At 65.2% G+C, this 23,630-nt stretch carries 22 protein-coding genes; 15 read left to right on the top strand and 7 right to left on the bottom strand.

The features are described 5' to 3' along the window. Position 1 precedes the first annotated feature (1 nt). A complete protein-coding gene (locus JLZ96_RS19815; RefSeq protein WP_201011079.1) occupies positions 2–844 on the bottom strand; it encodes a class I SAM-dependent methyltransferase in 843 nt (280 codons plus the stop codon). Positions 845–902: 58 nt separating this feature from the next. On the opposite strand from JLZ96_RS19815, the gene deoC reads away from it, so the two are divergent. After that, positions 903–1,553: a deoxyribose-phosphate aldolase gene (gene deoC, locus JLZ96_RS19820; RefSeq protein ID WP_032369790.1), complete on the top strand. Its 651-nt coding sequence runs from the start codon at positions 903–905 to the stop codon at positions 1,551–1,553. Between the two features lie 61 nt (positions 1,554–1,614). Here the strand turns inward: deoC and JLZ96_RS19825 are convergent, their stop codons facing one another. Then, positions 1,615–2,361 carry a DUF2993 domain-containing protein gene (locus JLZ96_RS19825; protein ID WP_027498387.1) on the bottom strand — a complete coding sequence of 249 codons (747 nt, stop codon included), beginning with the start codon at positions 2,359–2,361 and terminating at the stop codon, positions 1,615–1,617. 110 nt (positions 2,362–2,471) lie between these two features. Here JLZ96_RS19825 and JLZ96_RS19830 point away from each other — a divergent pair, with 110 nt between their 5' ends. Further along, positions 2,472–3,059 carry a type IV toxin-antitoxin system AbiEi family antitoxin gene (locus JLZ96_RS19830; RefSeq protein ID WP_032365186.1) on the top strand — a complete coding sequence of 196 codons (588 nt, stop codon included), beginning with the start codon at positions 2,472–2,474 and terminating at the stop codon, positions 3,057–3,059. 3 nt (positions 3,060–3,062) lie between these two features. Here the strand turns inward: JLZ96_RS19830 and JLZ96_RS19835 are convergent, their stop codons facing one another. From JLZ96_RS19835 to JLZ96_RS19850, 4 genes are all read right to left on the bottom strand, one after another. Then, the gene (locus JLZ96_RS19835; RefSeq protein ID WP_201011080.1) at positions 3,063–4,004 is read right to left on the bottom strand and encodes an N-acetyltransferase; all 942 of its coding nucleotides are present in this window, start codon (positions 4,002–4,004) and stop codon (positions 3,063–3,065) included. Positions 4,005–4,030: 26 nt separating this feature from the next. Further along, the gene (locus tag JLZ96_RS19840; RefSeq protein ID WP_032386176.1) at positions 4,031–4,726 is read right to left on the bottom strand and encodes a methylase; all 696 of its coding nucleotides are present in this window, start codon (positions 4,724–4,726) and stop codon (positions 4,031–4,033) included. A 77-nt stretch (positions 4,727–4,803) separates the two neighbouring features. Continuing rightward, positions 4,804–5,307: a DUF2505 domain-containing protein gene (locus JLZ96_RS19845; RefSeq protein WP_032365187.1), complete on the bottom strand. Its 504-nt coding sequence runs from the start codon at positions 5,305–5,307 to the stop codon at positions 4,804–4,806. 78 nt (positions 5,308–5,385) lie between these two features. After that, positions 5,386–5,895, bottom strand: a complete 510-nt coding sequence (locus JLZ96_RS19850) for a DUF2505 domain-containing protein (protein ID WP_032365188.1) — start codon at positions 5,893–5,895, stop codon at positions 5,386–5,388. Between the two features lie 58 nt (positions 5,896–5,953). Between JLZ96_RS19850 and JLZ96_RS19855 the strand changes: the two genes are divergently transcribed. From JLZ96_RS19855 to JLZ96_RS19865, 3 genes are all read left to right on the top strand, one after another. Continuing rightward, positions 5,954–6,970, top strand: coding sequence for a UDP-N-acetylmuramate dehydrogenase (locus JLZ96_RS19855; protein WP_201011081.1), 1,017 nt, complete (start codon positions 5,954–5,956; stop codon positions 6,968–6,970). 61 nt (positions 6,971–7,031) lie between these two features. Beyond that, entirely contained in the window at positions 7,032–8,582 is a 1,551-nt protein-coding gene (locus JLZ96_RS19860) for an MBL fold metallo-hydrolase (protein WP_032390621.1), read from the top strand. A 122-nt stretch (positions 8,583–8,704) separates the two neighbouring features. After that, positions 8,705–9,943 (top strand): Ig-like domain-containing protein, encoded by a 1,239-nt coding sequence (locus JLZ96_RS19865; RefSeq protein ID WP_201011082.1) that lies wholly within the window; start codon positions 8,705–8,707, stop codon positions 9,941–9,943. A 70-nt stretch (positions 9,944–10,013) separates the two neighbouring features. On the opposite strand, the gene JLZ96_RS19870 is transcribed toward JLZ96_RS19865, so the two are convergent. Beyond that, positions 10,014–10,769: an SDR family NAD(P)-dependent oxidoreductase gene (locus JLZ96_RS19870; protein WP_027498379.1), complete on the bottom strand. Its 756-nt coding sequence runs from the start codon at positions 10,767–10,769 to the stop codon at positions 10,014–10,016. 333 nt (positions 10,770–11,102) lie between these two features. Between JLZ96_RS19870 and JLZ96_RS19875 the strand changes: the two genes are divergently transcribed. The 10 genes from JLZ96_RS19875 to JLZ96_RS19920 all read left to right on the top strand — a co-directional run bounded on the left by JLZ96_RS19875 (position 11,103) and on the right by JLZ96_RS19920 (position 23,509). Next, positions 11,103–12,404 (top strand): ROK family transcriptional regulator, encoded by a 1,302-nt coding sequence (locus tag JLZ96_RS19875; protein ID WP_201011083.1) that lies wholly within the window; start codon positions 11,103–11,105, stop codon positions 12,402–12,404. 11 nt (positions 12,405–12,415) lie between these two features. Next, a complete protein-coding gene (locus JLZ96_RS19880; RefSeq protein WP_201011084.1) occupies positions 12,416–13,264 on the top strand; it encodes an alpha/beta fold hydrolase in 849 nt (282 codons plus the stop codon). 67 nt (positions 13,265–13,331) lie between these two features. Further along, positions 13,332–14,660: a D-inositol-3-phosphate glycosyltransferase gene (gene mshA / locus JLZ96_RS19885; RefSeq protein ID WP_032369922.1), complete on the top strand. Its 1,329-nt coding sequence runs from the start codon at positions 13,332–13,334 to the stop codon at positions 14,658–14,660. Further along, positions 14,657–15,163, top strand: a complete 507-nt coding sequence (locus JLZ96_RS19890; RefSeq protein WP_094665551.1) for a YbjN domain-containing protein — start codon at positions 14,657–14,659, stop codon at positions 15,161–15,163. The genes mshA and JLZ96_RS19890 overlap by 4 nt, the downstream gene beginning before the upstream one ends. Positions 15,164–15,220: 57 nt before the next feature. Further along, entirely contained in the window at positions 15,221–16,651 is a 1,431-nt protein-coding gene (locus JLZ96_RS19895) for a nucleobase:cation symporter-2 family protein (protein WP_048316288.1), read from the top strand. A gap of 77 nt (positions 16,652–16,728) precedes the next feature. Further along, positions 16,729–17,820 carry a BMP family protein gene (locus JLZ96_RS19900; RefSeq protein WP_236254174.1) on the top strand — a complete coding sequence of 364 codons (1,092 nt, stop codon included), beginning with the start codon at positions 16,729–16,731 and terminating at the stop codon, positions 17,818–17,820. Positions 17,821–17,838: 18 nt separating this feature from the next. After that, complete coding sequence (locus tag JLZ96_RS19905) at positions 17,839–19,341, top strand: ABC transporter ATP-binding protein (protein WP_201011086.1); 1,503 nt, start codon at positions 17,839–17,841, stop codon at positions 19,339–19,341. Beyond that, entirely contained in the window at positions 19,334–20,554 is a 1,221-nt protein-coding gene (locus JLZ96_RS19910) for an ABC transporter permease (RefSeq protein ID WP_032365197.1), read from the top strand. The genes JLZ96_RS19905 and JLZ96_RS19910 overlap by 8 nt, the downstream gene beginning before the upstream one ends. After that, entirely contained in the window at positions 20,551–21,819 is a 1,269-nt protein-coding gene (locus tag JLZ96_RS19915) for an ABC transporter permease (RefSeq protein WP_027498372.1), read from the top strand. The genes JLZ96_RS19910 and JLZ96_RS19915 overlap by 4 nt, the downstream gene beginning before the upstream one ends. Positions 21,820–21,919: 100 nt before the next feature. Next, positions 21,920–23,509: an AMP-binding protein gene (locus JLZ96_RS19920; protein ID WP_032381245.1), complete on the top strand. Its 1,590-nt coding sequence runs from the start codon at positions 21,920–21,922 to the stop codon at positions 23,507–23,509. Positions 23,510–23,630: the final 121 nt, after the last annotated feature.

A 23,630-nucleotide genomic window follows, 5' to 3' on the forward strand; every position in this document is an offset into this window, starting at 1 on the left:
CTCAGGGCGCTCGCAACCCGGTTGCCACCAGTGTCCCGAGATCGATCGAATCGATGACGCGCTCGGTCAGCGACGCGAACAAGTCCGCTCGAATCCGCCCGACGGCTGCGTCGTCGAACGGGGTGAGGGCACCGCGCAGAGCACTGCCCAACACGAAGCTCCACACGAACGACTCCGTGGCGGGTACATGATTACTCAGCTCGACCACCCGGACGTCCGTCGTACCGGCCGCCGCGAGCCACGTACCGAGCAGATCGGCCGTCTCCATCCGCCGGATCGGGTGCTTGTCGTACCCCTCTTGCGCGAGGCGGCCCACCTGCTCGGTGGACGGTGAATGTGCTGCGATCACCTCGAAATACGCACGGGAGAACGCCTCGATCGCGCCCTGACGCCACACCGTCACCCCGACGCCGCCACCCGGCCGGACCAGCGACACCAGACGCGAGAAGTCCCGCTCGGGATCCGGCAGGAAGAAGATGCCGTACGAACACGCAAGGGCGTCGTATCCGGCGTCGGGAACGGTCGACGGCGGTTCCCAGGCCGTGGCGTCGGCGACGACGAAGTCGATGTTGCGTAGGGCGCGCTCGGTGGCGTTCACCCGGCCCACCTCCAGCAGGTCGTCGGCCAGGTCGACGGCATGGACCAGGCCGTCCGGGCCGACAGCTGCCGCGGCGGGAAGCGCCGACGCCCCCGTGCCGGAACACACGTCCAGTACGGCGTCGCCGGATCGCAGCCCCAGAGCGAACGTCAGCGACTGCCCGGCCGGGCCCCAGACCAGCGGCGTCACCGCGTTGAACTCCCTGCTGGTGGCGTTGAACGTGTCGGCGAGCGAGGCTGCGTCCATAGCCCAGAATGGTAGACCGACAGGGCCGCGACATGCGGTGCTGTGAAAAGCTGGGTTCATGACACTCACCCGCGCCGCCCTCGCCGGAATGGTCGATCACACCCTGCTCAAGCCGGAGGCCACGGCCGCCGACGTGGAGGCCCTCATCGAGGAAGGCCGCGAGCTGGGAGTGCTCGCCGTGTGCGTCTCCCCGTCGATGCTGCCGATTCGCGCCGAGGGCATGCTCACCGCTGCGGTGGCCGGATTCCCGTCGGGCAAGCATCATTCGCTGATCAAGGGATCCGAGGCGCGACTGGCCGTGCAGCAGGGGGCCGACGAGGTCGACATGGTGATCGACGTCGGCGCGGCCATTGCCGGGGACTACAACGCCGTTCTGGCCGACATCGTGACCGTTCGCGAAGGCATCGGCGACGCCGTACTCAAGGTGATCATCGAATCGGCAGCGCTGTCCGACGAGGCGATCGTCGAAGTGTGCCGCGCCGCGGAGAAGGCCGGAGCTCACTTCGTCAAGACATCCACCGGATTCCATCCCGCTGGCGGCGCGAGCGTCGAGGCGGTGCGGCTGATGGCCGAGACCGTCGGCGGACGTTTGGGCGTCAAAGCCAGCGGCGGCATCCGCACCACGGACGCTGCCCTGGCCATGATCGACGCCGGTGCCACGCGGTTGGGGCTATCGGGTACCCGCGCGGTACTCGACGGTTTGAACTAGAGCGACTGCGTCGCACGTGCACGGAAACTCGTAGTGGGCTACGAAGTTCCACTCACATGGATTACGCAACCAGCGAGCAACCCTCGGGCGTCTGCTGATTCTGGTTCTGCTGGGTGGCCGGGATGGTGTACTGGCCGCCTTCGAGGGCGAGCTCGATGCCGGAGTCGGTGACGGTCAGCGACGTCGGAGCCATGTCCAGCGGGTACGCCTGCAGGCTGTCGGTGAGCACGCCGACGACGGAATCGACCAGATCGGTGGGGATTCCCAGGCCCAGAATCGATGCGTCGACGGTTTGGACGTCGACCTTGCCGCCCGTGACCTGCGGCTTGACGGTCAGCTTCGCAAGCGCGCCGACGGCGAACTCCAGGGTGCCCGCCGACGCGTCGGACGTGACCCCGGAGACGATGGCACCGATGCCCTGGCTCTGCAGGGTGCGGGTGATGCCGTCGGTCGACCACGAGATGTCGGCACTCGAGCTACCGATGGTGCCGCCCGAGTCGGCGCTTTGGGTCAGGTTCAGATCGTTCGCCTCGGCGTGCACGACCATGCCCTCGGCCGGGCCGAATCGAGCATCGTCGCTGTCGACGGTCACCGACGAGACCTTCTTGTCGACCAAGGACAGCAAGACCGGCTTGAAGCCGAGACCCACCTCCACCTGGCTGCCCAGCTCGGACTCGAGCTGGCCGGCGAGGCAGGATTTGATCTGCTGCCGAACGAACAGTTCTCCGCCGATGACGGCGACGAGGAGGACGACAACAACGGAGACTGCGATCAGCGGTACTGTGCTGCGCCTGGCTGAGGATGTCATTCCCGGCAGTCTTCCCGAAGTTTCTGAGCAAGCTCTGTGAAACTCGCCGAGTCCGGGGATTCGATTCGAAAGTTTGTGATGTGTAACACATTCTGACGTACTCTTGCTGCATGAGCACGATAGGACCGAGTGTGCAGGAGCTGCACTCGCTCGCTACCCGGCAGGACGGCTACTTCACCGCCGAACAGGCCGGTGAACTCGGCTTCGACTCTGCGATGGTGCGCGTCAACCTGGCGACGGCCACGTGGACTCGCGTCGAGCGCAACCTGTTTCGGCTCGGGCAGTGGCCGCACAGCGAACTCGAAGTGTTCGCTATGTGGTGCGCGTGGTTCGGCGGCGAGGCAGTGATCTCACACCAGAGCGCCGCCGAATTGCACGGTTTCGGACACCTGCACCCGCAGTTCGTACATCTCTGCGCGTTCGGAGACCTACGACTCACCGACACTCGCCTGGCAGTGCATCGACTGCGGCTCGAGCCGCGTGACGTCGAATCGGCCGGCACGTTCAACATCACCACTCCCGTACGCACGGTCCTCGACCTCGCCGCAGGTGGCATCTCGCAGATCACCCTCGACGAGGTGGTGGGCGACGCCGTGGCTATCGGTCGCGTCGACCCGCAGGCGCTGTACTCCGAGGCCGGCAGCAGCACCGATCGAGTGGCCGAACGCGTCGAACTGGCACTGTCCGCCTGTACGTGATCGCTAGCCCGCGTGCACGATACGGGTGCGGGTGACGACGAAGCCTGCGCGCTCGAAGGCTGCTCGCATGGGTGCGTTTGCTGCATCGGTGGTTCCGACTATGCGGTGCTGCCCGTCGTCGTGGTGTATCCGGACCATCTCGGACAGTAGATCGTCGACATAGCCCTGACCACGATGCTCGGGGAGCACCCCGAGATAGCTAATGGCCGCGTCGTAGGCATTTCTGGTCGGGACGACGAAGCCCACCGTCGTGCCGTCGAGTCGGCCGGCGATCTGCCAGGACTCCCGCCGCCCCGGTAGCGAACCATAGAAGACGAGATCGTCCGCGGCGAGTGCGGCGACGCCGTGCTCGGCGACCATCTCTCGAGTATGGGAGTCGAGGCTTCCGGCTGCGACGGCTTCGAACACCTCGAGGAATTCTGCATCGGTGCCCGCCGAGAAGTGCAGTCGGGTCGACGTCTCGGGCGGCGGGGCGTCAGCCGTCCGGGCGAACGAGACGCGTTCGGTCGTGCGGGTGAATCCGCCTCCGTACGCAGCCGATGCGCGCCACGCCAACGCCCGCGACAGGGAGTCGTCCATCGAGTTCCCCACCGGCACATCGACATTGAACTCCAGTGCGATGCTGTGATCGAACGCTGCACGGGCGGCACCGACCAGGGCGGCGCCGACGTCGTCCGGTCTCTCCTCGTCCGGGGCGACCGACAAGCAGTCGAGGGTGACCGGGCTCGTTGCGTCGGAACGGCCCCACCACACCGCGCGCCCGACCGGACGGCCGGCGCGTTCGGCGAGCCATATCCACTCGAACCGGTAATTGCCCGATGCCATGTCCTCGTGGAGGCGAGTCGAATCGACCCACTCGACTGGATCCACAGTGCGCCACTGCTCGAGTATTTCGAGGTCGTCGCGCACACACGGCCTCACCGTGAGAGCGTCAGGTGTGTTCATGCGTATTTCCTTCGCAGCAGGATCGGTCACGTCGGGGCGACCGTCGACCAGGGCACTGTGAGCACGTTGTCTCGCATGCGGCGGCGGGGGAGTGCGACCGGGAGTCCTTGCTCTGCAAGCACTTTCAATGCCGCCCGCCAACGCAGGCGGGGTCCGAACGGGGCCAGTGGTGCCGAGACCGACCATGCGCGGTCGGCTCGGCGGAGCACATCGTGGATCAGCTCGCCCTCGATGTTGCGGTGTATCAACACTTTCGGAAGCCGCTCCGCGATGTCCGACGGCATCTCGACATCGAACGGGTCCCAGGCCAGAGTCAGAGATCGCGGCCCATCGGCGTCGAGCAGCACCCACGCGCAGCGTCGACCGAGTTCGTCGCACGTGCCGTCGACCAACAGGCCGCCGGGCGCCAGGCCCGACAGAATGCGGTGCCAGGCACCGGGAACCGCGTCCTCGGGATATTGCCGCAGCACGTTGAAGGCCCGCACCAGATTCGGTCGCAGTCCGGCCAACTCGAAACCGCCACGGGCGAATTCGACGCCGCCGCTTCCTTCGACCACCCGCGCGGGATCGATTTCCAGACCGGTGACTCGGAGATCGGGCCTGACGGTGCGAAGTCGGCCCGCGAGTTCGAGAGTCGTGTTCGGCATCGCCCCGTACCCGAGGTCGACGACGAGGGGGTCCGGTGATTCGCGCAGGACGCGTCGGACATCGGGATCGTGCATCAACCACCGGTCGCTGCGACGCAACCGATTGATACCGGTGGTGCCGCGGGTGATGACACCCTCAGGCTTGTTCAGGGCTAGGCGTTCTTCTCGAGCCAGGTGGCGGTCACTTCGCCCTCGCCGCGCCACAGGTCGATGAGGTTGACGAGCATCAGTTGCTCGAGTTTGCCGCCGATGAACGGCAGGAACACCTTGGCCTCGGAGGACGTGCGCAGCGTCGAGCCACCGTTGGTGGGGAACAGTGACGTGGTGCCCTTCAGTGAGCCGGGTCCGGCCGGAATCGACGCGTCGTAGTGCCCCGCCGTGGTTTCTCCGTACGCGTCGAAATGCACGTTGCGGGTGATGACCATGTCTTTCTTCATCACCGTCTGTGCGATGTCGGGCAATTCGGTACGGGGGATGACGTGGTGCATCACGATGTCGATTCCGGCGTCGGACACCTCGAAGCTCTTCAGCTCGTTCTCCGAATACTTACGCATCTCCTCGATGCGCGCGTCCCAGTGCTCGCGACTGGACAGCGCTGCATAGACCTGCTGCGTCGAGTGGGTGAACCGGGCGGAGTAGTTCATTCGGCGAGCCATAGTGCGCCAGGTTACCCAGGAGCGGAGCCTGCGGAGCGACCAGGTTACCCAGGAGTGGAGCCTGCGGAACGACCAGGCTCAGCTGCTTGCTTGCGCGGCGATCCAGTTACCGGTGAAGTCCTGCTCGTTGTCGATGAGGGCGAGGACCTGCTCGCTGATCATCGCTTCGATCTTCCCGCCGAAGATGGGGACCTTGACCTCGGTGGTGCCGGCCAGAGCGACGGTGGTCGTCTCGCCCTTGCCGTCGAGGGTGGTGGTGCCGGTGATGCGCGCGGGTGCTCCTTCGACGGTGGCTCCGAAGGTGCCCGCGGCGTGGGTGCCGTCGAACTGTCCCCAGCTCTCGGTGCGTTCGATGATGAGGTCGCCCTTCTTGAAGGCGGTGACCGCGGACGGCAGCTCTTCTTCGGGGACCGACTGGGTCATGACGACGTCGATGGTGCCGTCGCCGACGGTGACGCTCTTCAAGCTGGCACCGGGGCCGCCGATCTGCTCGATGCGGTCCTTCCAGTACTGCTCGGACGTCAGCGCTGCGTGGACCTTGTCGGCGGAGGCGGGCACAGTCGAGCTGTGCTCAATAGGGCGAGGCATCCCCGCAGGTTACCGGGTGACTGAGGACGTTCGTGCGCGACCGGTAGCGTGAGGGTCCGTGCCTACTGCAATTTCCGAACTCACCACCATCCGGGTGGGCGGCCCAGCCCGTGAATTCACCGTCGCGACGAACGCTGACGAGTTGGTCTCCCTGGTGCGTGACGCGGACCGTGCAGGGACGGACGTGCTGGTCATCGGCGGCGGATCCAACCTGGTCGTCGGCGACGACGGGTTCGACGGCCGGGTGGTTCGGGTGACCGGCTCGCGGTTGGAGATCGACGGCGAGCGGGTGACCGTGGACGCCGGTGTCGAGTGGGATGCCGTCGTACAGGCGACGATCGATGCGGGTCTGTCCGGGATGGAAGCGCTGTCGGGGATTCCTGGAACGACGGGCGCGACGCCCATTCAGAACGTCGGGGCCTACGGCGCGTCGACGTCGGAATTGCTGCACAGCCTCACCGTCTACGACCGGCAGACGCAGGAGACCTCGGTGTGGACGCCGGAGCAGTGCGGATTCGGAACGCATCGGTCGTCGGTGTTCAAGCGATCGTCGCGCTACGTGATTCTGGACGTGACGTTCGCGCTGAAGAAGACCACCGAATCGCTGCCGGTGCGCTACGCGGCGTTGTCGGAGCGGCTCGATGTGCAGATCGGCGACGTCGTTCCGGTACCGGACGTGCGCGCAGCAGTGCTCGCGCTGCGCGGTGAGCGTGGAATGGTGCTGGATGCGGCCGATCACGACACGTGGAGCGTGGGGTCGTTCTTCCTCAACCCGGTGTTGCCGGAGGTGCCGGAGCAGGCAACCCACGCGCCGAGCTTTTCCGATCCGGCCGGCACGAAGATTCCGGCCGCCTGGCTCATTCAGAACTCGGGATTCCCGCGGGGCTACGGCACCGAGTTCGGCCGCGGTACCGCGGCTCTGTCGACCAAACATGTACTCGCGATCACCAACCGGGGTGGGGCCACCGCGTCGGACATCATGGCTCTTGCCGCGCACGTCCGAGACGGTGTGCGAGAGAAGTTCGGGGTCACGCTGACCCCCGAGTGTGACCTCGTCAACTGCGCTCTGGGTTAGGGACGCTCGAAACGGCGCATACGATGGAGATTCGAGAGTTCGGCTCGTAGGAGGTAAGTCAGTGCAGGTCACCAGCGTGGGGCACGCGGGATTCCATATTCGGACCGAGGCGGGGAGCATCCTGTGCGATCCGTGGGTGAACCCGTCTTTCTACGCGTCGTGGTTCCCTTTCCCCGACAACTCGGGCTTGGACTGGGACGAGTTGGGTGATTGCGATTACCTCTACGTCTCGCACCTGCACAAGGACCACTTCGATCCGAAGAACCTGGCCGAACACGTCAACAAGGACGCGACGGTGTTGCTGCCGGACTACCCGGTGCTCGATCTCAAGCACGAGCTGGAGAAGCTCGGCTTCCACAAGTTCTACGAGACCACCGACTCGGTCAAGCACACGCTGACCGGGCCCAAGGGCGATCTCGACATCATGATCATCGCGCTCCGCGCGCCTGCCGACGGCCCGATCGGCGACTCCGGCCTGGTGGTGTCCGACGGGAAGACCGTCGCGTTCAACATGAACGACGCGCGGCCGGTGGACCTGGACATGATGACCGAGCAATTCGGTCCGGTCGACGTCCACATGCTGCAGTATTCGGGCGCGATCTGGTACCCGATGGTCTACGACATGGTCTCGCGGGCGAAGCGAAACTTCGGTATCCAGAAGCGTCAGCGACAGATGGATCGTGCGCGTCAGTACATCGAGCAGGTCGGCTCCACGTGGGTCATTCCGTCCGCGGGCCCGCCGTGTTTCCTCGACGACGAACTGCGCTCGCTCAACGACGTCTACGGCGACCCGGCCAACGTGTTCCCGGACCAGATGGTGTTTCTCGAGCAGATGCGACTGCACGGGCACGACAAGGGTCTGCTGATGATTCCGGGCACGACGGCCACATTCGAGGGTTCGGATCTGAAGTCCCACGAGCATCCCATCGCCACGGCCGACGCCGAAGCCATCTTCACCACCGGCAAAGCCGACTACATCGAGGCCTACGCCCAGCGTCAGGCGTCGGTGATCGCGGCCGAGAAGGCAGGCTGGGCACCGGCCGAGGGAGAGCCGCTCCTCGAGCCGCTGCGCGGACTCTTCGAGCCGATCATGGCGCAGACGGATCTGATCTGCGACGGCATCGGCTACCCCGTCGGAATTACGATGGGCGACGAGACAGTTGTGCTGGACTTCCCGAAAAGGATTGTCCGAGAACCGATCTCGAACGAGAAATTCCGTTACAGCTTCACCATCCCGCCAGAACTCGTACGCACCGCAGTGCGTGATCAGGAGCCGGACTGGGTCAACTCGATCTTCCTGTCCACCCGGTTCCGGGCCCGACGGGTCGGCGGGTACAACGAGTTCCTGTACACGTTCTTCAAGTGCCTCACCGACGAACGCATCGCCTACGCGGACGGTTGGTTCTCCGAGGCGCACGACGACACGGCAACCATCACGATGGGCGGCTACGAAATTCAACGTCGCTGCCCGCACCTGAAGGCGGACCTGACGAAGTTCGGCATCGTCGAGGGAAACAAGCTCACCTGCAACCTGCACGGCTGGGACTGGAACCTGGACTCGGGCCGCTGCCTGACGTCGAAGGGACACGAGCTGCGCTCGCAGAAGCTCTGACTCGTCGTTGACGGTTCGCTGTGAGACTGCCCCCAAAAACAGTGGGAAATGTGGGGTAGTTCGCAGACGCAGGTACGTTGGACAACGTGCATGAGCAGGTAGAACAGACAAAACGGACGCGCATGGTGTGGTTGGTCACCGTGCTCGTCGCACTGGTTGCGTTAGTAGCCGGCTGCACCGTCGGATCGGGCGACAAGAGCCCCGGTGCTTCGGCACCGACGACCGAGGCAGCGCCCGTCGCGCAGATCACGCAGAACCCGGCCGAAGGTGCTACCGACGTCAGCCCGGTGGCACCGATCTCGGTGTCGGTGACGAACGGAACGCTCACCCAGGTCGAGTTGACGAACCCGGACGGCAAGGTCGTTCAGGGCGCGCTGGCACCCGACAAGGCGTCCTACGCTGTCACCGAGCCACTCGGGTACGGGGTGAAATACACGTGGTCCGGTTCCGCCGTCGGCGCTGACAACAAGACCGTGCCGATCGAGGGCAGCTTCACCACCGTCGAACCGGACAGCCGTACCTCGGTGAGCACCAACATCGGCGACGGCCAGGAAGTCGGCATTGCAGCGCCGATCATCCTGCAGTTCGACTCGGCGATCGAGGACAAGGCAGCCGTCGAGAAGGCGCTGACCGTCACCACCAATCCGCCGACGCCCGGTGCCTGGGCGTGGTTCCCCGACGACAACGGCTCGCGCATCCACTGGCGTCCCACCAACTACTGGACGCCCGGCACGACGGTCTCGGTGAACGCCAAGCTCTACGGCGTGAACTACGGCGACGGTGCCTACGGGGCCGACGACGTCACCCTGAACTTCAGTATCGGACGCAGCCAGGTCGTCGTCGCCGACGCCACCAGCCACCGCATGCAGGTGGTGCGTGACGGCGCGACGATCATGGACATTCCCGTCAGCTACGGCGAGGGCAACGAGGATCGCAACGTCACCCGCAGCGGCATCCACGTCGTCACCGAGAAGCACGAGGACTTCCTGATGTCGAACCCGCCGTTCTACGAGAACGTGCGCGAACGCTGGGCGGTGCGCATCTCGAACAACGGCGAGTTCATTCACGCCAACCCACTGACCACCGGCGTGCAGGGCGCATCGAACGTCACCAACGGATGTATCAACCTCTCGACCGAGGACGCGCAGCAGTACTTCGGCACGGCTATGTACGGCGACCCGGTGGAGGTCACCGGCACCCGCATCGACCTCTCCGCAGCGGACGGTGACCTGTACGACTGGGCCATCGACTGGCCGACCTGGGAGTCGATGTCGGCTCTTCCTGCCGGCGGAGCAGCCGCATCGACGACGCCTGCGACAACGGCACCCGCGACGACAACGGCACCTGCGCCCGCTGGGTGAGTGCCTACGGCAGTGGTGCGGTTATGTACCCCAGGGGGCACTTAACCGCACCACTGCGCGCAGCGCACTACTACTTACGGGAGAAGCGCCCCGGACCGGCCTGATCGCGTGGCTTGATGATGATCTGGTCAAGGTTGACGTGCGACGGGCGGGAGGCGACGAAGCCGATCACTTCGGCGATGTCGCTTGCGACCAACGGCGTGATGCCCTGGTAGACCGCGTCGGCCTTGGCCGCGTCGCCGTCGAAGCGGACCAGTGAGAATTCGGTTTCGACGGCACCCGGTGCGACCTCGGTCAACCGCACCGGCTTGCCGAGCAGCTCGCCGCGCAGCGTCCGATGCAGTACGGCCTGAGCATGTTTGGCGGAGGTGTATCCCGAGCCGTTGTCGTAGGCCTCGAATGCCGCGACGGAGGTGATGGTGACGATCAGGCCGTCTCCGGAATCGATCAGCTTGGGCAGCAACGCTTTCGTGACGCGGAGTGTGCCGAGAACGTTGGTCTCCCACATCCAGCGCCAGTCGTCGAGGTCGGCGTCGATCACCGGGGCCAATCCCTTTGCGCCACCGGCATTGTTGATCAGGACGTCGACGCGGGGGATGACGGCGGTGAAGGCGGCCACCGAATCCTCGTCCGTCACATCGAGTTCCAGGGCGGTGCCGCCGATCTCCGAGGCCAGTTCTTCGAGTCGGTCGAGCCTGCGTGCGCCGATGACGACGTGGAATCCGTCGGCGGCGAGTTGCCGCGCAGTGGCCGCGCCGATGCCGGAACTCGCTCCGGTGACGACGGCGATGCGGGTATCGGGTGCGATGTGTTCGGGCGAGGTCATGGAGAAATTCTAGTGCGGGAGAAACAGCGCATCCGGACGGGCCCGATTGGACAATCGGGCTTCGAGTGCTAATTTTGGGTTCATGTCCGCCAGCGAGACCACCGCGATGCGGGTCACCTATGTGACCGCGTCCCTCGGGTCTCGCCTCCCGCTTCCTCGGGAATTGTGTTGTCTCGGCCAAGGAACCTGTCTCTAGCCTTCTCGCGCTATGGGCAGTCGATTCGCGTGACGTGGACCTCTCCGGTCCGCCTCACCCCTTGACCTGCATCACTTCGCTCTTTCGTCGACGTTGCACACGAGACGAGAGTCTTCCACTGCTGAGGAACACGACGGATGTCCGTATCCACGCTGCACCACCACTCTCGCCCCACCGCGCTGCGCTCGCCGGCGCGGTCCACCTCCCACAGCCCGCTGCGATCGCGGGTCCAGCTCGTCGCGCCCGATCTTCGGATTGCCGACAGTCCCGCGGCGTCGGTACTGCGGGTCGCATGCGTCGAGGGCCCGATCTCGCGTGACAGTGCCGCGCGCACAACGGGTTTGAGCATTGCCACGGTCAATCGTCAGGTGTCCGCTCTGCTCGGCGTCGGATTGCTGCGCGAGCGCGCGGACCTCACGGCCGCCGGTGCGATCGGACGACCCCGCGTGCCGTTCGAGGTCAATCACGAGCCGTTCTCGACCATCGGGATCCATATCGGTGCCGTCGTCACCGGGATCATCGTCAGCGATCCGCGCGGAAAGATCCTGGGGGCTGTGGAGATTCCCACGCCGAGCGGGTCCGCCGATGCGGCGCTCGCTTCGATCACCCGCAGTGCCGGGGCCTTCGCCGGCAGATGGCATCGGCGCACCCCACTGTGGGTGGGGGTTGCCCTCGGCGGCCGTGTCGACACGACGACCGGCACCGTCGATCATCCGCGTCTGGGCTGGGAGAACGCCCAGGTGGCGGGTGTCATCGGCGGTGGGCTGGGGCTACCGATCTCTGTTTCCGGCCACGTCGAAGCGATGGCGGCGTCGGAACTTCTGCTCGCGCCCCGCGTATCGGATACCGCTGCTCCGCCGAGCAGCACCGGCACCTCGCTCTACTTCTATGCACGCGAGAGCGCAGGTATGGCGCTGACGATCGACGGCCGCGTGCACACTCCGTCCAGCGGACCCGGGTCGATCGCTCACCTGCCCACCGGCTCGTCGGTGCTGTGCAGCTGCGGCAACCGGGGCTGCCTCGAAGCGGCCGTCAGCGATCGCGCGATCGTGACCGCGGCGATCGACCGCAGAATTTTCGCGAGCGTAGCCCGCGGAGCCCGGCCGACTATCTCCGCTGTGTACCGAGCCGCGACCGACGGCTCGGAGGCGGCCAGGGACTTGCTCGTCGAACGGGCCGTCACGTTGGGTCGGACGGTCGCCCTGTTACGCGACATGTTCAATCCGGATCGAGTGGTACTCGGTGGCCAGGCGTTCACGGCGTATCCCGCCGGGATTCCGCACGTGGGGGAGGCCTTCGCCGCCAATTCGACGTTGCCGCGCAGGGACATTCGGGTCACCGGATTCGGCGACAGGGTGCAGGAGTTCGCCGCAACGGTGGTTTCGCTCAGTTCCCTGTACTCGGATCCACTGGCCTCGATGCGCCGAGCAGCCGCGTAAGTTGACCCCACATGAGCACCCCTGCAGCAGGACCGGTTCGGCAGGCCACCGGCATCGACGGAACGAACATCGTCTATCGCGTCACCGGTGACCCGGCGGCGAGACCGCTGGTTCTGCTGCACGGGTGGGCGCAGAGTTCGTCGTGTTGGGGCGACGGGCTGCTGGCCGATCTTTCGTCGCGCTACCGCGTCGTCGCCGTCGACCTGCGTGGCCACGGTTACTCCGATGCCCCCGAGGCCGGATACGACGACTCGAAGATCTGGGCCGGGGACGTGGCCGCGGTGCTGGACGCCGAGAACATCACGGCGGGCGCAGTGCTGCTGGGGTGGTCGTACGGCGGGCTGGTGATCTGCGATTATCTCGCGACTCACGGCTCGGACGCGATCGCGGGCATCGTGCTCGTGGGCGCGATCACGAGTATCGGCAGAGGCGAGGCAGGCGGACGGGTGGGCACGGCCATGCGGGCGGCGATCCCCGGGGCGATGGCGGAAGAACCGCGTATCGCGATCAAGGCGCTGGGTAGTTTCGGTAACGCGTTGACGGGCCCTGTCGAGGGAAAGGGCACCGAGGCGCAGGCCCTGTTCGGGCTGACCCTGTCCACCCGGCCGAGGGTTCGCGCCGCGTTGTTCGATCGCACCGTCGGCCACGACGAGCTGCTGCGCAACCTCGATGTCCCCGCCTTCGTGCTGCACGGAACCGACGACACCGTCGTCGATGTCTCGGCCGGTCGGCACGCCGCGGACCTCATTCCCGGAGCCGGCGCGTCGTACTGGGACGGCGTCGACCACGGCCCGTTCGTCGCCGATCCCGAGCGCTTTCTCGGCGAGGTGAGCGAATTCGTCGACGGTCTGGACGGGTGAGCAAAAGCGCAGGCCGTGCGAAGCGGCAGACGTGGCGACGTAATGTGGAGGCGTGCACGCTGAAGAAGTGACTGGACGCCGGCTGAACAGGGTCGCTGTGTTGTCCTTGCATACCTCCCCGCTGGCGCAGCCCGGAACGGGCGATGCCGGGGGAATGAACGTCTACGTACTGCAGAGCGCCAAGCAGTTGGCCGAACGCGGCGTCGAGGTCGAGATATTCACCCGCGCGACGTCGTCGAGCGACGCGCCGGTCGTCGAGGCCGCTCCCGGGGTGCTGGTACGCAACATCGTCGCGGGGCCGTTCGAGGGTCTGGACAAACACGACCTGCCCACTCAACTGTGTGCGTTCGCGGCCGGGGTGCTCCGCGAGGAAGCTCGGCACGAGCCCGGCTACTACGACCTGGTTCATTCGCACTACTGGCTGTCGGGTCAGGTGGGGTGGTTGGCGCGTGATCGCTGGGGAGTGCCGTTGGTGCACACGGCGCACACCCTCGCCGCCGTCAAGAACGCGTCCCTGGCTCAGGGCGACGCACCCGAGCCCGCGGCCCGTCAGATCGGTGAGCAGCAGGTGGTCGCCGAGGCCGATCGATTGATCGCCAACACCACCGAGGAAGCGAAATCGCTCGTCGAGATCTACGGGGCTCGGCAGGAGTCGATCGACGTGGTTGCCCCGGGAGCCGATCTGGCGCAATACAATCCGGGAGACAAGCGGGCTGCACGTGCCGCACTCGGACTCTCGCAGGACGAGGCCGTCGTCGCGTTCGTCGGGCGGATCCAACCGCTCAAGGCCCCCGATGTTCTGGTCGCAGCGGCTGCCGAAGTGCTGCAACGACATCCGAGCATGCCGCTGCGGATCCTGATCGTCGGCGGACCGTCCGGCAGCGGGTTGGACCGACCCGACAGTCTGATCGATCTGGCCGATACGCTCGGGATCACCCCGCACGTGACGTTCATGCCGCCGCAGCCGTCCGCGCGCCTGGCGCAGGTGTACCGAGCCGCCGATCTCGTGGCGGTGCCGAGCTACAACGAATCGTTCGGTCTGGTGGCGATCGAAGCCCAGGCCTGTGGAACACCGGTTCTCGCAGCAGATGTCGGCGGGCTCGGTGTCGCGGTGCGATCCGGTGAAACCGGGCGACTGGTGCAGGGACACCGCATCACGGACTGGGCCGACGCCTTGGCGTCGATGCTCGTCGATCGAGCGGCGTTGTCCGAGATGGCAATTGCCGCACCGCTCCATGCGCGAAACTTCTCGTGGGAACACACCGCGGACGGCCTGATCGAGAGCTACCGGCAGGCCCGATTCCACTTCGATCGAGGCGAGGCACCGAGTGAATTCTCGCCGCGTCGAGTCCGAGGATTGTCGAAATTGCGCAGATCGGGAGCAGTGACTGCATGAGCGAAACCGCCGAACTGATCGACCGGGTCCTGAAGGACCGCGAACTGGACTACACGCGGCGCGGCGAGGTGTTCACCGTCGAACTGCCCGGGGAACGCAAACTGAAGACGACGACGATGGTGACCGTCGGACACCACGGGGTGCGCATCGAGGCGTTCGTCTGCCGCAAGCCCGACGAGAACTTCGAGGGCGTCTACAAATACCTGCTGCGTCGCAACCGTCGGCTGTACGGAGTGCATTACACGATCGACAAGGTCGGTGACATCTACCTGGTGGGCCGAATGTCGTTGCGCGCCGTCGACGGTGACGAACTCGATCGGATCTTCGGTCAGACCCTCGAGGCCGCCGACGGCGACTTCAACGTGTTGCTCGAGCTGGGTTTCGCGGAGTCGATCAAGCGCGAATGGGCCTGGCGTGTGTCACGCGGAGAATCGCTCGCGAATCTGAAGGCGTTCGAGCACCTGGTGGCCGGTGGCAGCAGCGACGAGCCGGAACATCCGTAACTCGCCGGAAACGGCTGGGTATTGCCCTCGGTAACGTCCGGTTCCTAGCCTGAGGTCATGACCAGGCCCGAGGACACTCGCCCGCCGCTGCTGCAGATGTTCGGTTACGGCATGCAGCACATCCTGTCCATGTTCGGCGGTGTCATCGCCGTCCCGATCATCGTGGGCGGAGCAGCGGGCCTGTCCGGGGCCGATCAAGCGCTGCTCATCTCGTGCGCGCTGTTCGTCAGTGGCGTCGCGACCGTGCTGCAGACCGTCGGAGTGCCCTTCTTCGGCTCGCAACTGCCGCTGGTGCAAGGCATCTCGTTTGCATCGGTGTCGACGGTGCTGACCATCATCGGCAGCGCCGAGGACGGTAGGACCGGGCTCCGTACGGTCCTCGGGGCCGTCCTGGTGGCCGCGCTGATCGGTTTGGCCATCGCCCCGTTCTTCTCGAAGATCGTCCGATTCTTCCCGCCCCTGGTGACCGGAAGCATCATCACCGTCATCGGGCTGTCGCTGATGCCGGTGGCCGCGCGCTGGATCACTGGCCAGGAAATGGTGGGCGGTGCGCCGAACCCCGAGTACCTGGACCCCGGCAACATCGGACTGGCGATGTTCACCCTGCTCGCGGTGCTGGTGATGACCAAGATCAAGGTGCTCTCGCGCCTGTCCATCCTGCTCGGGCTCGTCGTCGGGACGATCGCAGCACTGATCGTGGGCAAGACGGACTTCGGCGGCGTCGGGGACGCCGCGGTGGTCGCGGTGCCCACCCCGTTCGCCTTCGGCTCGCCGATCTTCGCCGTCGGCGCGATCGTGTCGATGACGATCGTGATCCTGGTGGTGATGGTGGAGACCACGGCCGACATCCTGGCCGTGGGAGAGGTCGTCGGAACCGACGTCGACTCCCGACGTGTCGGCGACGGTTTGCGTGCAGACATGGTCTCCTCGGCCGTCGCCCCCATCTTCAACACGTTCCCCGCGACGGCGTTCGCACAGAACGTGGGACTGGTTGCGATGACCGGCATCAAGAGCCGCTTCGTCGTCGCCCTGGGCGGCGGCGTGCTTGCGCTGCTGGGTCTTTCGCCGGTTCTCGCGGCGGTGGTCGGCGTGGTTCCGCTGCCCGTGCTCGGCGGTGCCGGAATCGCCCTGTTCGGAACCGTCGCCGCCAGTGGAATCCGCACCCTCGGCAAGGTGAACTACGACAACAACGCCAACGTCGTCATCGTGGCGGTGACCTTGGCTTTCGGTCTCATTCCTGTTGTTGCGAGCGACTTCTGGGACGAGTTCCCGGACTGGTTCGTCACGGTGTTCCATTCCGGAATCAGTGCCGCAAGCATTGTCGCAGTGGTGCTCAACGTATTCTTCAACGTATTCAAGCCCGGTACGCCGTCGAATCCATCGGTGGTCGCCGCGGGCCCGGCAGTGATGGTGCGCGAGGACGAAGCACGGGTACTCGGCAAAGGCGGAACCTTGCCCGGCAAGGTCGCGCCCGACACCGATACCTGAGTGAAATCCTGCGCACCCAGGTTCGCGCGAGTACCGTCCCGAAACAGACGAAACACACATCGATATTGGAGGACATCTTGTCATTCGTTACCCGCACGAGTACGCGGAAGGCAGCACTCGGCGGCGTCGCGTCGCTCGGTGCCATCGCCCTGATCGCAGGCTGTGGATCCGCACCCGAGAACGAAGGATCCGGCGAGGGCGGCTCGAGTGACTTCCTGCCCTGCATGGTCTCCGACAGTGGCGGATTCGACGACAAGTCGTTCAACCAGCTCGGTTTCGAAGGACTCACCGAGGCCGCAGGCGAGCTCGGCGTCGAGCCGCGCACCGTCGAGTCCACGTCGCCCACCGACTACGCCCCCAACATCAACAACCTCGTCGATCAGGGTTGCAACCTGATCGTCACCGTCGGATTCGACCTGGCCGACGCCACCAAGGTCGCGGCCGAGGCCAACACCGACATCGATTTCGCGATCATCGACGACTCCTCGATCGATCTGCCGAACGTCAAGCCGCTGACCTACGACGCGTCGCAGTCGGCATTCCTGGCCGGTTACGCCGCCGCCAGCTACAGCAAGACCGGAGTCGTCGGCACCTTCGGCGGCTCGCAGCTGCCGACCGTCACCATCTTCATGGACGGTTTCGCCGACGGTGTGAACTACTTCAACGAGCAGAAGGGCAAGGCAGTCCGCGTCATCGGCTGGGACGTGCCTTCCCAGAACGGCTCGTTCACCGGCGGATTCACCGCCAACGAGGTCGCCAAGAACACCGCCCAGGGCCTGATCGACCAGAACGCCGACGTCATCTTCCCGGTCGGTGGACCCATCTATCAGAGTGCGGCGCAGGCCATTCGGGACTCCTCTCGTCCGGTCGCACTGATCGGTGCGGACGCCGACGTCTTCGAGTCGGACCCGTCGGTCGGCGACCTGCTGCTCACCTCGGTGACCAAGGGCCTCAAGACCAGTGTCGACGAGGTAGTGGCCAACTCCGGTGCAGACAAGTTCGACAACAGCCCGTACGTGGGCACCCTCGAGAACGACGGCGTCGGCATCGCGCCGTTCCACGACTTCGAGTCCCAGGTCGACCCCGCGCTGCAGGGCGAACTGGACACGATCAAGGCCGGCATCGTCGACGGGTCCATCACCGTCGAATCGCCGTCGGCACCCAAGTAGCCCCGGTCGTAAAGGGATATGAAGCTCGAACTTCGCGGTATAACCAAACGATTCGGCTCGTTGATCGCCAACGATCACATCGATCTGACGGTCGAATCCGGCGAGATCCACTGCCTCCTCGGTGAGAACGGCGCAGGCAAGTCCACGTTGATGAACGTGCTCAGCGGCCTGTACCGCGCCGAGGAGGGCCAGATCCTGCTCGACGACGTCGAGCAGAACTTCGCCGGACCGGGCGAAGCGATGACTGCAGGAATCGGCATGGTGCATCAGCACTTCATGCTGATTCCGGTGTTCACCGTGGCCGAGAACATCGTGCTCGGCAACGAAACCACCTCGCTCGGTGGACGACTCGACCTCGTGGCAGCGCGAAAGCTGGTACGAGAAATATCCGCGAGGTTCGGCTTCGACCTCGACCCCGATGCTCTCGTCGACGATCTCCCCGTCGGCGTGCAGCAGCGGGTCGAGATCGTCAAGGCGCTCTCTCGAGAAGCCAAGGTGCTCGTGTTCGACGAGCCGACGGCCGTGCTGACGCCGCAGGAAACCGACGATCTGATGCGGATCATGCGGGAACTTGCGGCGTCGGGCACCACCATCGTGTTCATCACCCACAAGCTCCGTGAAGTACGCGAAGTAGCAGACAAGATCACCGTCATCCGGCTCGGCAAGGTCGTCGGCGAAGCGAAGCCGACGGCAGGCAACACCGAACTCGCCGCGTTGATGGTGGGACGTGATGTGCAGCTGACAGTTTCGAAGGAACCGGCCGAGCCGGGTGCTGCCGCACTGGTCGTCGAGAACCTGTCGGTGTTCGACGCCCAGGGCAACAAAACCGTCGACGACATCAGTCTCGAGGTCGCCGCGGGAGAAATCCTCGCCATCGCCGGCGTGCAGGGCAACGGCCAGACGGAGTTCGTCGAGGCGCTACTCGGCTTGCAGGAGAACGTATCCGGAAAGATCGCCCTCGACGGCCGCTCGCTCGTCGGGGAGACAGTTCAGCAGGTGCTCGACGCCGGCGTGGGGTTCGTGCCCGAGGACCGGACCGTCGACGGCCTGGTGGGGGAGTTCTCGATTGCCGAGAACCTGATGCTCGACCGCTCCATCAGTGAGCCGTTCGTGCGGCGCGGAGCGGTACAGCGGGAGTATCTCGACACGTTCGCGTCGGAGAAACTGACCGAATTCGACGTGCGGGCACCGGGAATCGGAACCGCTGTCGGACGCCTCTCCGGTGGTAACCAGCAGAAGGTGGTGCTCGCACGCGAACTGAGCCGCGATCTGCGACTGTTCGTCGCCGCGCAGCCCACTCGCGGAATCGACGTGGGATCCATCGAATTCGTACACAAGCGCATCGTCGCCACCCGGGATTCGGGGATCCCGGTCATCGTGGTGTCGAGCGAACTGGACGAGGTCGCCGCACTGGCCGACCGCATAGCCGTCATGTATCGAGGAGCAATCGTGGGAATCGTCCCCGGGGATACGTCCCGCGAAACACTCGGATTGATGATGGGCGGCGAGCGCGGTGAGTGAGACCGAGCAGCCGTCGAAAGCTCATGTCGTACTTCGGCAGATCTTCACCGGCAGTGCCATCATCTCGGTTCTCGCGGTCCTGCTTGCGCTGATCGTCGGTGCCGTCCTCATTGCCGCGACCAACTCCGGCGTCCAGGAATCGGCAGGCTACTTCTTCTCCCGTCCGTCGGACATGCTGACGGCGATCTGGGATTCGGTGTCCGGCGCGTATTCGTCGCTGTTCCAGGGGTCGGTGTACAACTTCCGTCGTCCCGGGTTCGAGAACGGCATCCGGCCGTTGACCGAGACGTTGACATTCGCGACACCGCTCATCGTCGCCGGACTCGGTGTGGCCCTTGCCTTTCGAGTCGGTATGTTCAACATCGGTGGTCGTGGCCAGATGCTGATCGCCGCCGCATGCGCGGGCTGGGTCGGTTTCGGGGTGAGCCTGCCCGCCGGCATCCATCTGCTGGTGGCCGTTGTCGCAGGCGTTGTCGGCGGCGCGGTCTGGGGCGGCATCGCCGGATTCCTCAAGGCCCGCACCGGTGCTCACGAGGTGATCGTCACGATCATGCTCAATTACGTTGCGTTCTATCTCATCTCGTACCTGCTGCGTACTCCCGGTGCGCTGCAGGCTCCGGGATCGAACAATCCCAAGACGGCCCCCATCGAATCGACGGCCGTGTTCCCGAAGCTGTTCGGCGACAAGTACAACCTGCATCTCGGGTTCGTGCTAGTGATCCTCGTGACGGTCGCGGTGTGGTGGCTGCTCGAACGATCGAGCCTCGGATTCCGATTCCGCGCCGTCGGTGAGAACCCGCACGCGTCCCGCGTCGCCGGCATGAACGTCAACCGTATCTACCTCTACGCGATGATCCTGTCCGGAGCTCTCGTCGGCCTGGCCGGTGTGGCTCAGGTGCTCGGTACGGTCACCACCGGCTTCAGTGCCGACATCGACGCCGGTATCGGATTCGACGCCATCACCGTGGCCCTGCTCGGGAGATCCAAACCGTGGGGCGTCTTCTTCGCGGGAATCCTGTTCGGCGCGTTCAAGGCCGGCGGGTTCGCCATGCAGGCGGCCGAGGGCGTACCCATCGACATCGTGCTCGTCGTGCAGTCGGTGATCGTGCTGTTCATCGCCGCACCGCCGTTGGTGCGAGCAGTGTTCCGATTGCCCAAACCCGGTGAAGAGAAACTCGCCAAAGCCGAGACCGCGAAGGTGGGTGCACTGTGACCACCTCCGTCGACTCACCCGCAGAGACGGTCCTCGGTCGTAGTTGGAAGGTGCCCACGATCCTCGGGGTCGTGACACTGCTGGCGTTGGTGCTGTTCGTCGTCCGAAAAGGCTCGGGCACCAGTACATTCGCGCTGGCCTCCGAAGACGACTTCTTCGCACTGCCCGCCGTCGGCGTACCGTCGTACGGTGCCGGCCTGGTCGTGGTCGTATTGCTGGCCGTCATCACCGGCTACGCGGCCCTGTTGGCGTCGCGTTACCGGTCGACGCCGCTGTGGCTGCTCGCCGTGTTCGCAGTGCTGTTCGTATTCGGATTTCTCGCGTGGGCCGCGGACGGGGAGACGATCCCCGTACCCGGATTGCTCATCGGCGCAGTCGCTTTGAGCACACCGCTGATCTTCGGTGCGATGGGCGGAGTGATCTCCGAGCGTGTCGGCGTCATCAACATCGCCATCGAGGGGCAGCTGCTGGCAGGGGCTTTCGTCAGCGCCGTCGTCGCGTCGATCACCGGTTCGACCTACGTGGCCTTGCTCGCCGCTCTGGTCGCAGGCGCACTGACGGCGTCTCTGCTGGCCGTGTTCTCGATTCGCTACTTCGTCAATCAAGTCATCGTCGGTGTGGTGCTCAACGTGCTCGTCGTGGGACTGACGAGCTTCCTGTACTCGGTGGTGCTCACCAAGAACGCCGAGACGCTGAATTCGCCACCGCGCTTCGCGCGCATCGACATTCCGGTGCTCTCGCAGATTCCGATCCTCGGTCCGGTGCTGTTTCGACAGACACTGATCGTCTATTTGATGTACATCGCCGTGGCCCTGGTGTTCTTCGGTCTGTTCCATACCAAGTGGGGTCTGCGACTACGTGCCGTCGGTGAGCATCCGCAAGCCGCCGACACCGTCGGAATCAACGTGGCCCGAACGCGGTTCTGGAACGTCTGCCTCGCCGGTGCCATCGCCGGGCTCGGCGGTGCGTATTTCACGCTCGGGTCCGTCGGAGCCTTCGGCAAGGAGATGACCGCAGGTGCCGGCTACATCGCACTCGCCGCGGTCATCTTCGGCCGATGGGATCCGGTGCGGGCCACCCTGGCCGCATTGCTGTTCGGATTCGCGTCGAATCTGCAGAACGTACTGGGCATCATCGGGTCCCCGGTGCCGAGCGAGTTCATGCTGATGCTGCCGTACGTGGTCACCATTTTCGCCGTCGCCGGCCTGGTGGGCCACGTGCGAGGACCGGCCGCGGCGGGCAAACCGTACGCGTCCAGGAGTTGACGGTTTCGCCATCTGACTCAGCGGTAGGGTCGTAAGTCCGATGTGACCGCTTTCACTGTAAGGTTCGATCATTGTTGCCGCAGTTTTTCGAAGGAGAGCCATGAGCTTCCGCAGTCCCTTTCCCGACGTCGAGATCCCGAATCTGAGCGTCTACGACTTCCTGTTCGGGTCCATCGCCGAGTCCGATCTGGACAAGCCTGCGCTCATCGACGGCACGTCGGGTGACGTCACCACCTACAAGAGCCTGATCGGCCAGGTCGACGCGATCGCCGGGGCGCTCGCTGCCCGTGGGCTCGAGGTCGGCGACGTCGTCGGACTGCATTCGCCGAACGTCCCCGCATTCGCTTCGGTGCTGCACGGCATTCTGCGTGCCGGCGGAACCGCGACGACGATCAATGCGCTCTACACCGCCGAGGACATCGCCAAGCAGCTCACCGGCTCGGGCGCGAAGTTCCTGTTCACCGTCTCCCCGCTGTACCCGCAGGCCAAGGCCGCCGCGGAGAAGGTGGGTATCGACGCCGATCACGTCATCGTGCTCGACGGCGCCGAGGGCCACCCGAGTCTGCGGGACCTGCTCACCCAGGGCGCGCCTGCTCCCGAGGTCTCGTTCGATCCGGCGACGCACGTTGCCGTGCTGCCGTACTCGTCCGGCACGACGGGTGTGCCCAAGGGCGTCATCCTCACGCACCGCAACCTCGTCGCCAACGTGGCCCAGATGGAACCGCGCGTGGGCATCGACAGCAACGACGCGATCCTGGCGCTGCTGCCGTTCTTCCACATCTACGGACTGACGGTGCTGCTCAACATCGCCCTCAAGTTGCGCGCGCACCTGGTCACGATGCCGAAGTTCGACCTCGTCGAGTTCCTGCGCATCATCCAGGACCAGAAGCTGACCTACCTGTTCATCGCCCCGCCGGTGGCCGTTGCGCTCGCCAAGCACCCGATGATCGATCAGTACGACCTCTCGAGCGTGCACACCATCTTCTCCGGCGCGGCACCGTTGGACGAAGAGCTCGGCAAGGCCGTCGCCAAGCGCTTGAACACGCGGGTGCGTCAGGGCTACGGCATGAGCGAGCTCAGCCCGGTCAGCCACGCGATCCCGTTCGATCGCGACGACATGCCGCTCAGCTCGGTGGGCCAGCCACTGGCCAACACCGAGAACAAGCTCGTCGACCCGGGCACGCTCGAGGAAATCGAGCTGCCCACAGAGGGATTGAGCAAGCCGGGCGAGCTGTGGGTCAAGGGACCGAACGTGATGGCGGGATACCTGAACAATCCTTCCGCTACCGCGGAGACCCTCGACTCCGACGGTTACCTGCACACCGGCGACATCGCCGTCGCCGACCACGAGGGCGTCGTCTACATCGTCGACCGCCTCAAGGAACTGATCAAGTACAAGGGCTACCAGGTGCCCCCGGCGGAGCTCGAGGCGCTGCTGCTCACGCACGAGGAAATCGCCGACGCGGCCGTCATCGGTGTTCTCGACGACGAGGGCGAGGAAATCCCCAAGGCGTTCGTCGTCCGCCAGCAGGGTGCCACGATCGACGAAGAGGGCATCATCGCGTTCGTCGCCGAGCGCGTCTCCCCACACAAGAAGGTTCGACGCGTCGAGTTCATCGACATCGTGCCGAAGTCTGCGGCCGGCAAGATTCTTCGTAAGGATCTGCGGGCAGCGGAGGCCGGAAAGTAATACTCCGTTCCACGACAACACCCCGTCCCACACTCAGTGGGGCGGGGTGTTGTGTTGTGGCGCAGACGTTTCGATAGTGCACACCCCTTTTTCCGACCGCGCGACCCTCCTCGGGCGCAAA

Origin of the sequence: Rhodococcus sp. NKCM2511, from assembly GCF_014905595.1 — a bacterium.
In the GTDB taxonomy this organism is placed as follows: Bacteria; Actinomycetota; Actinomycetes; order Mycobacteriales; family Mycobacteriaceae; genus Rhodococcoides; species Rhodococcoides fascians.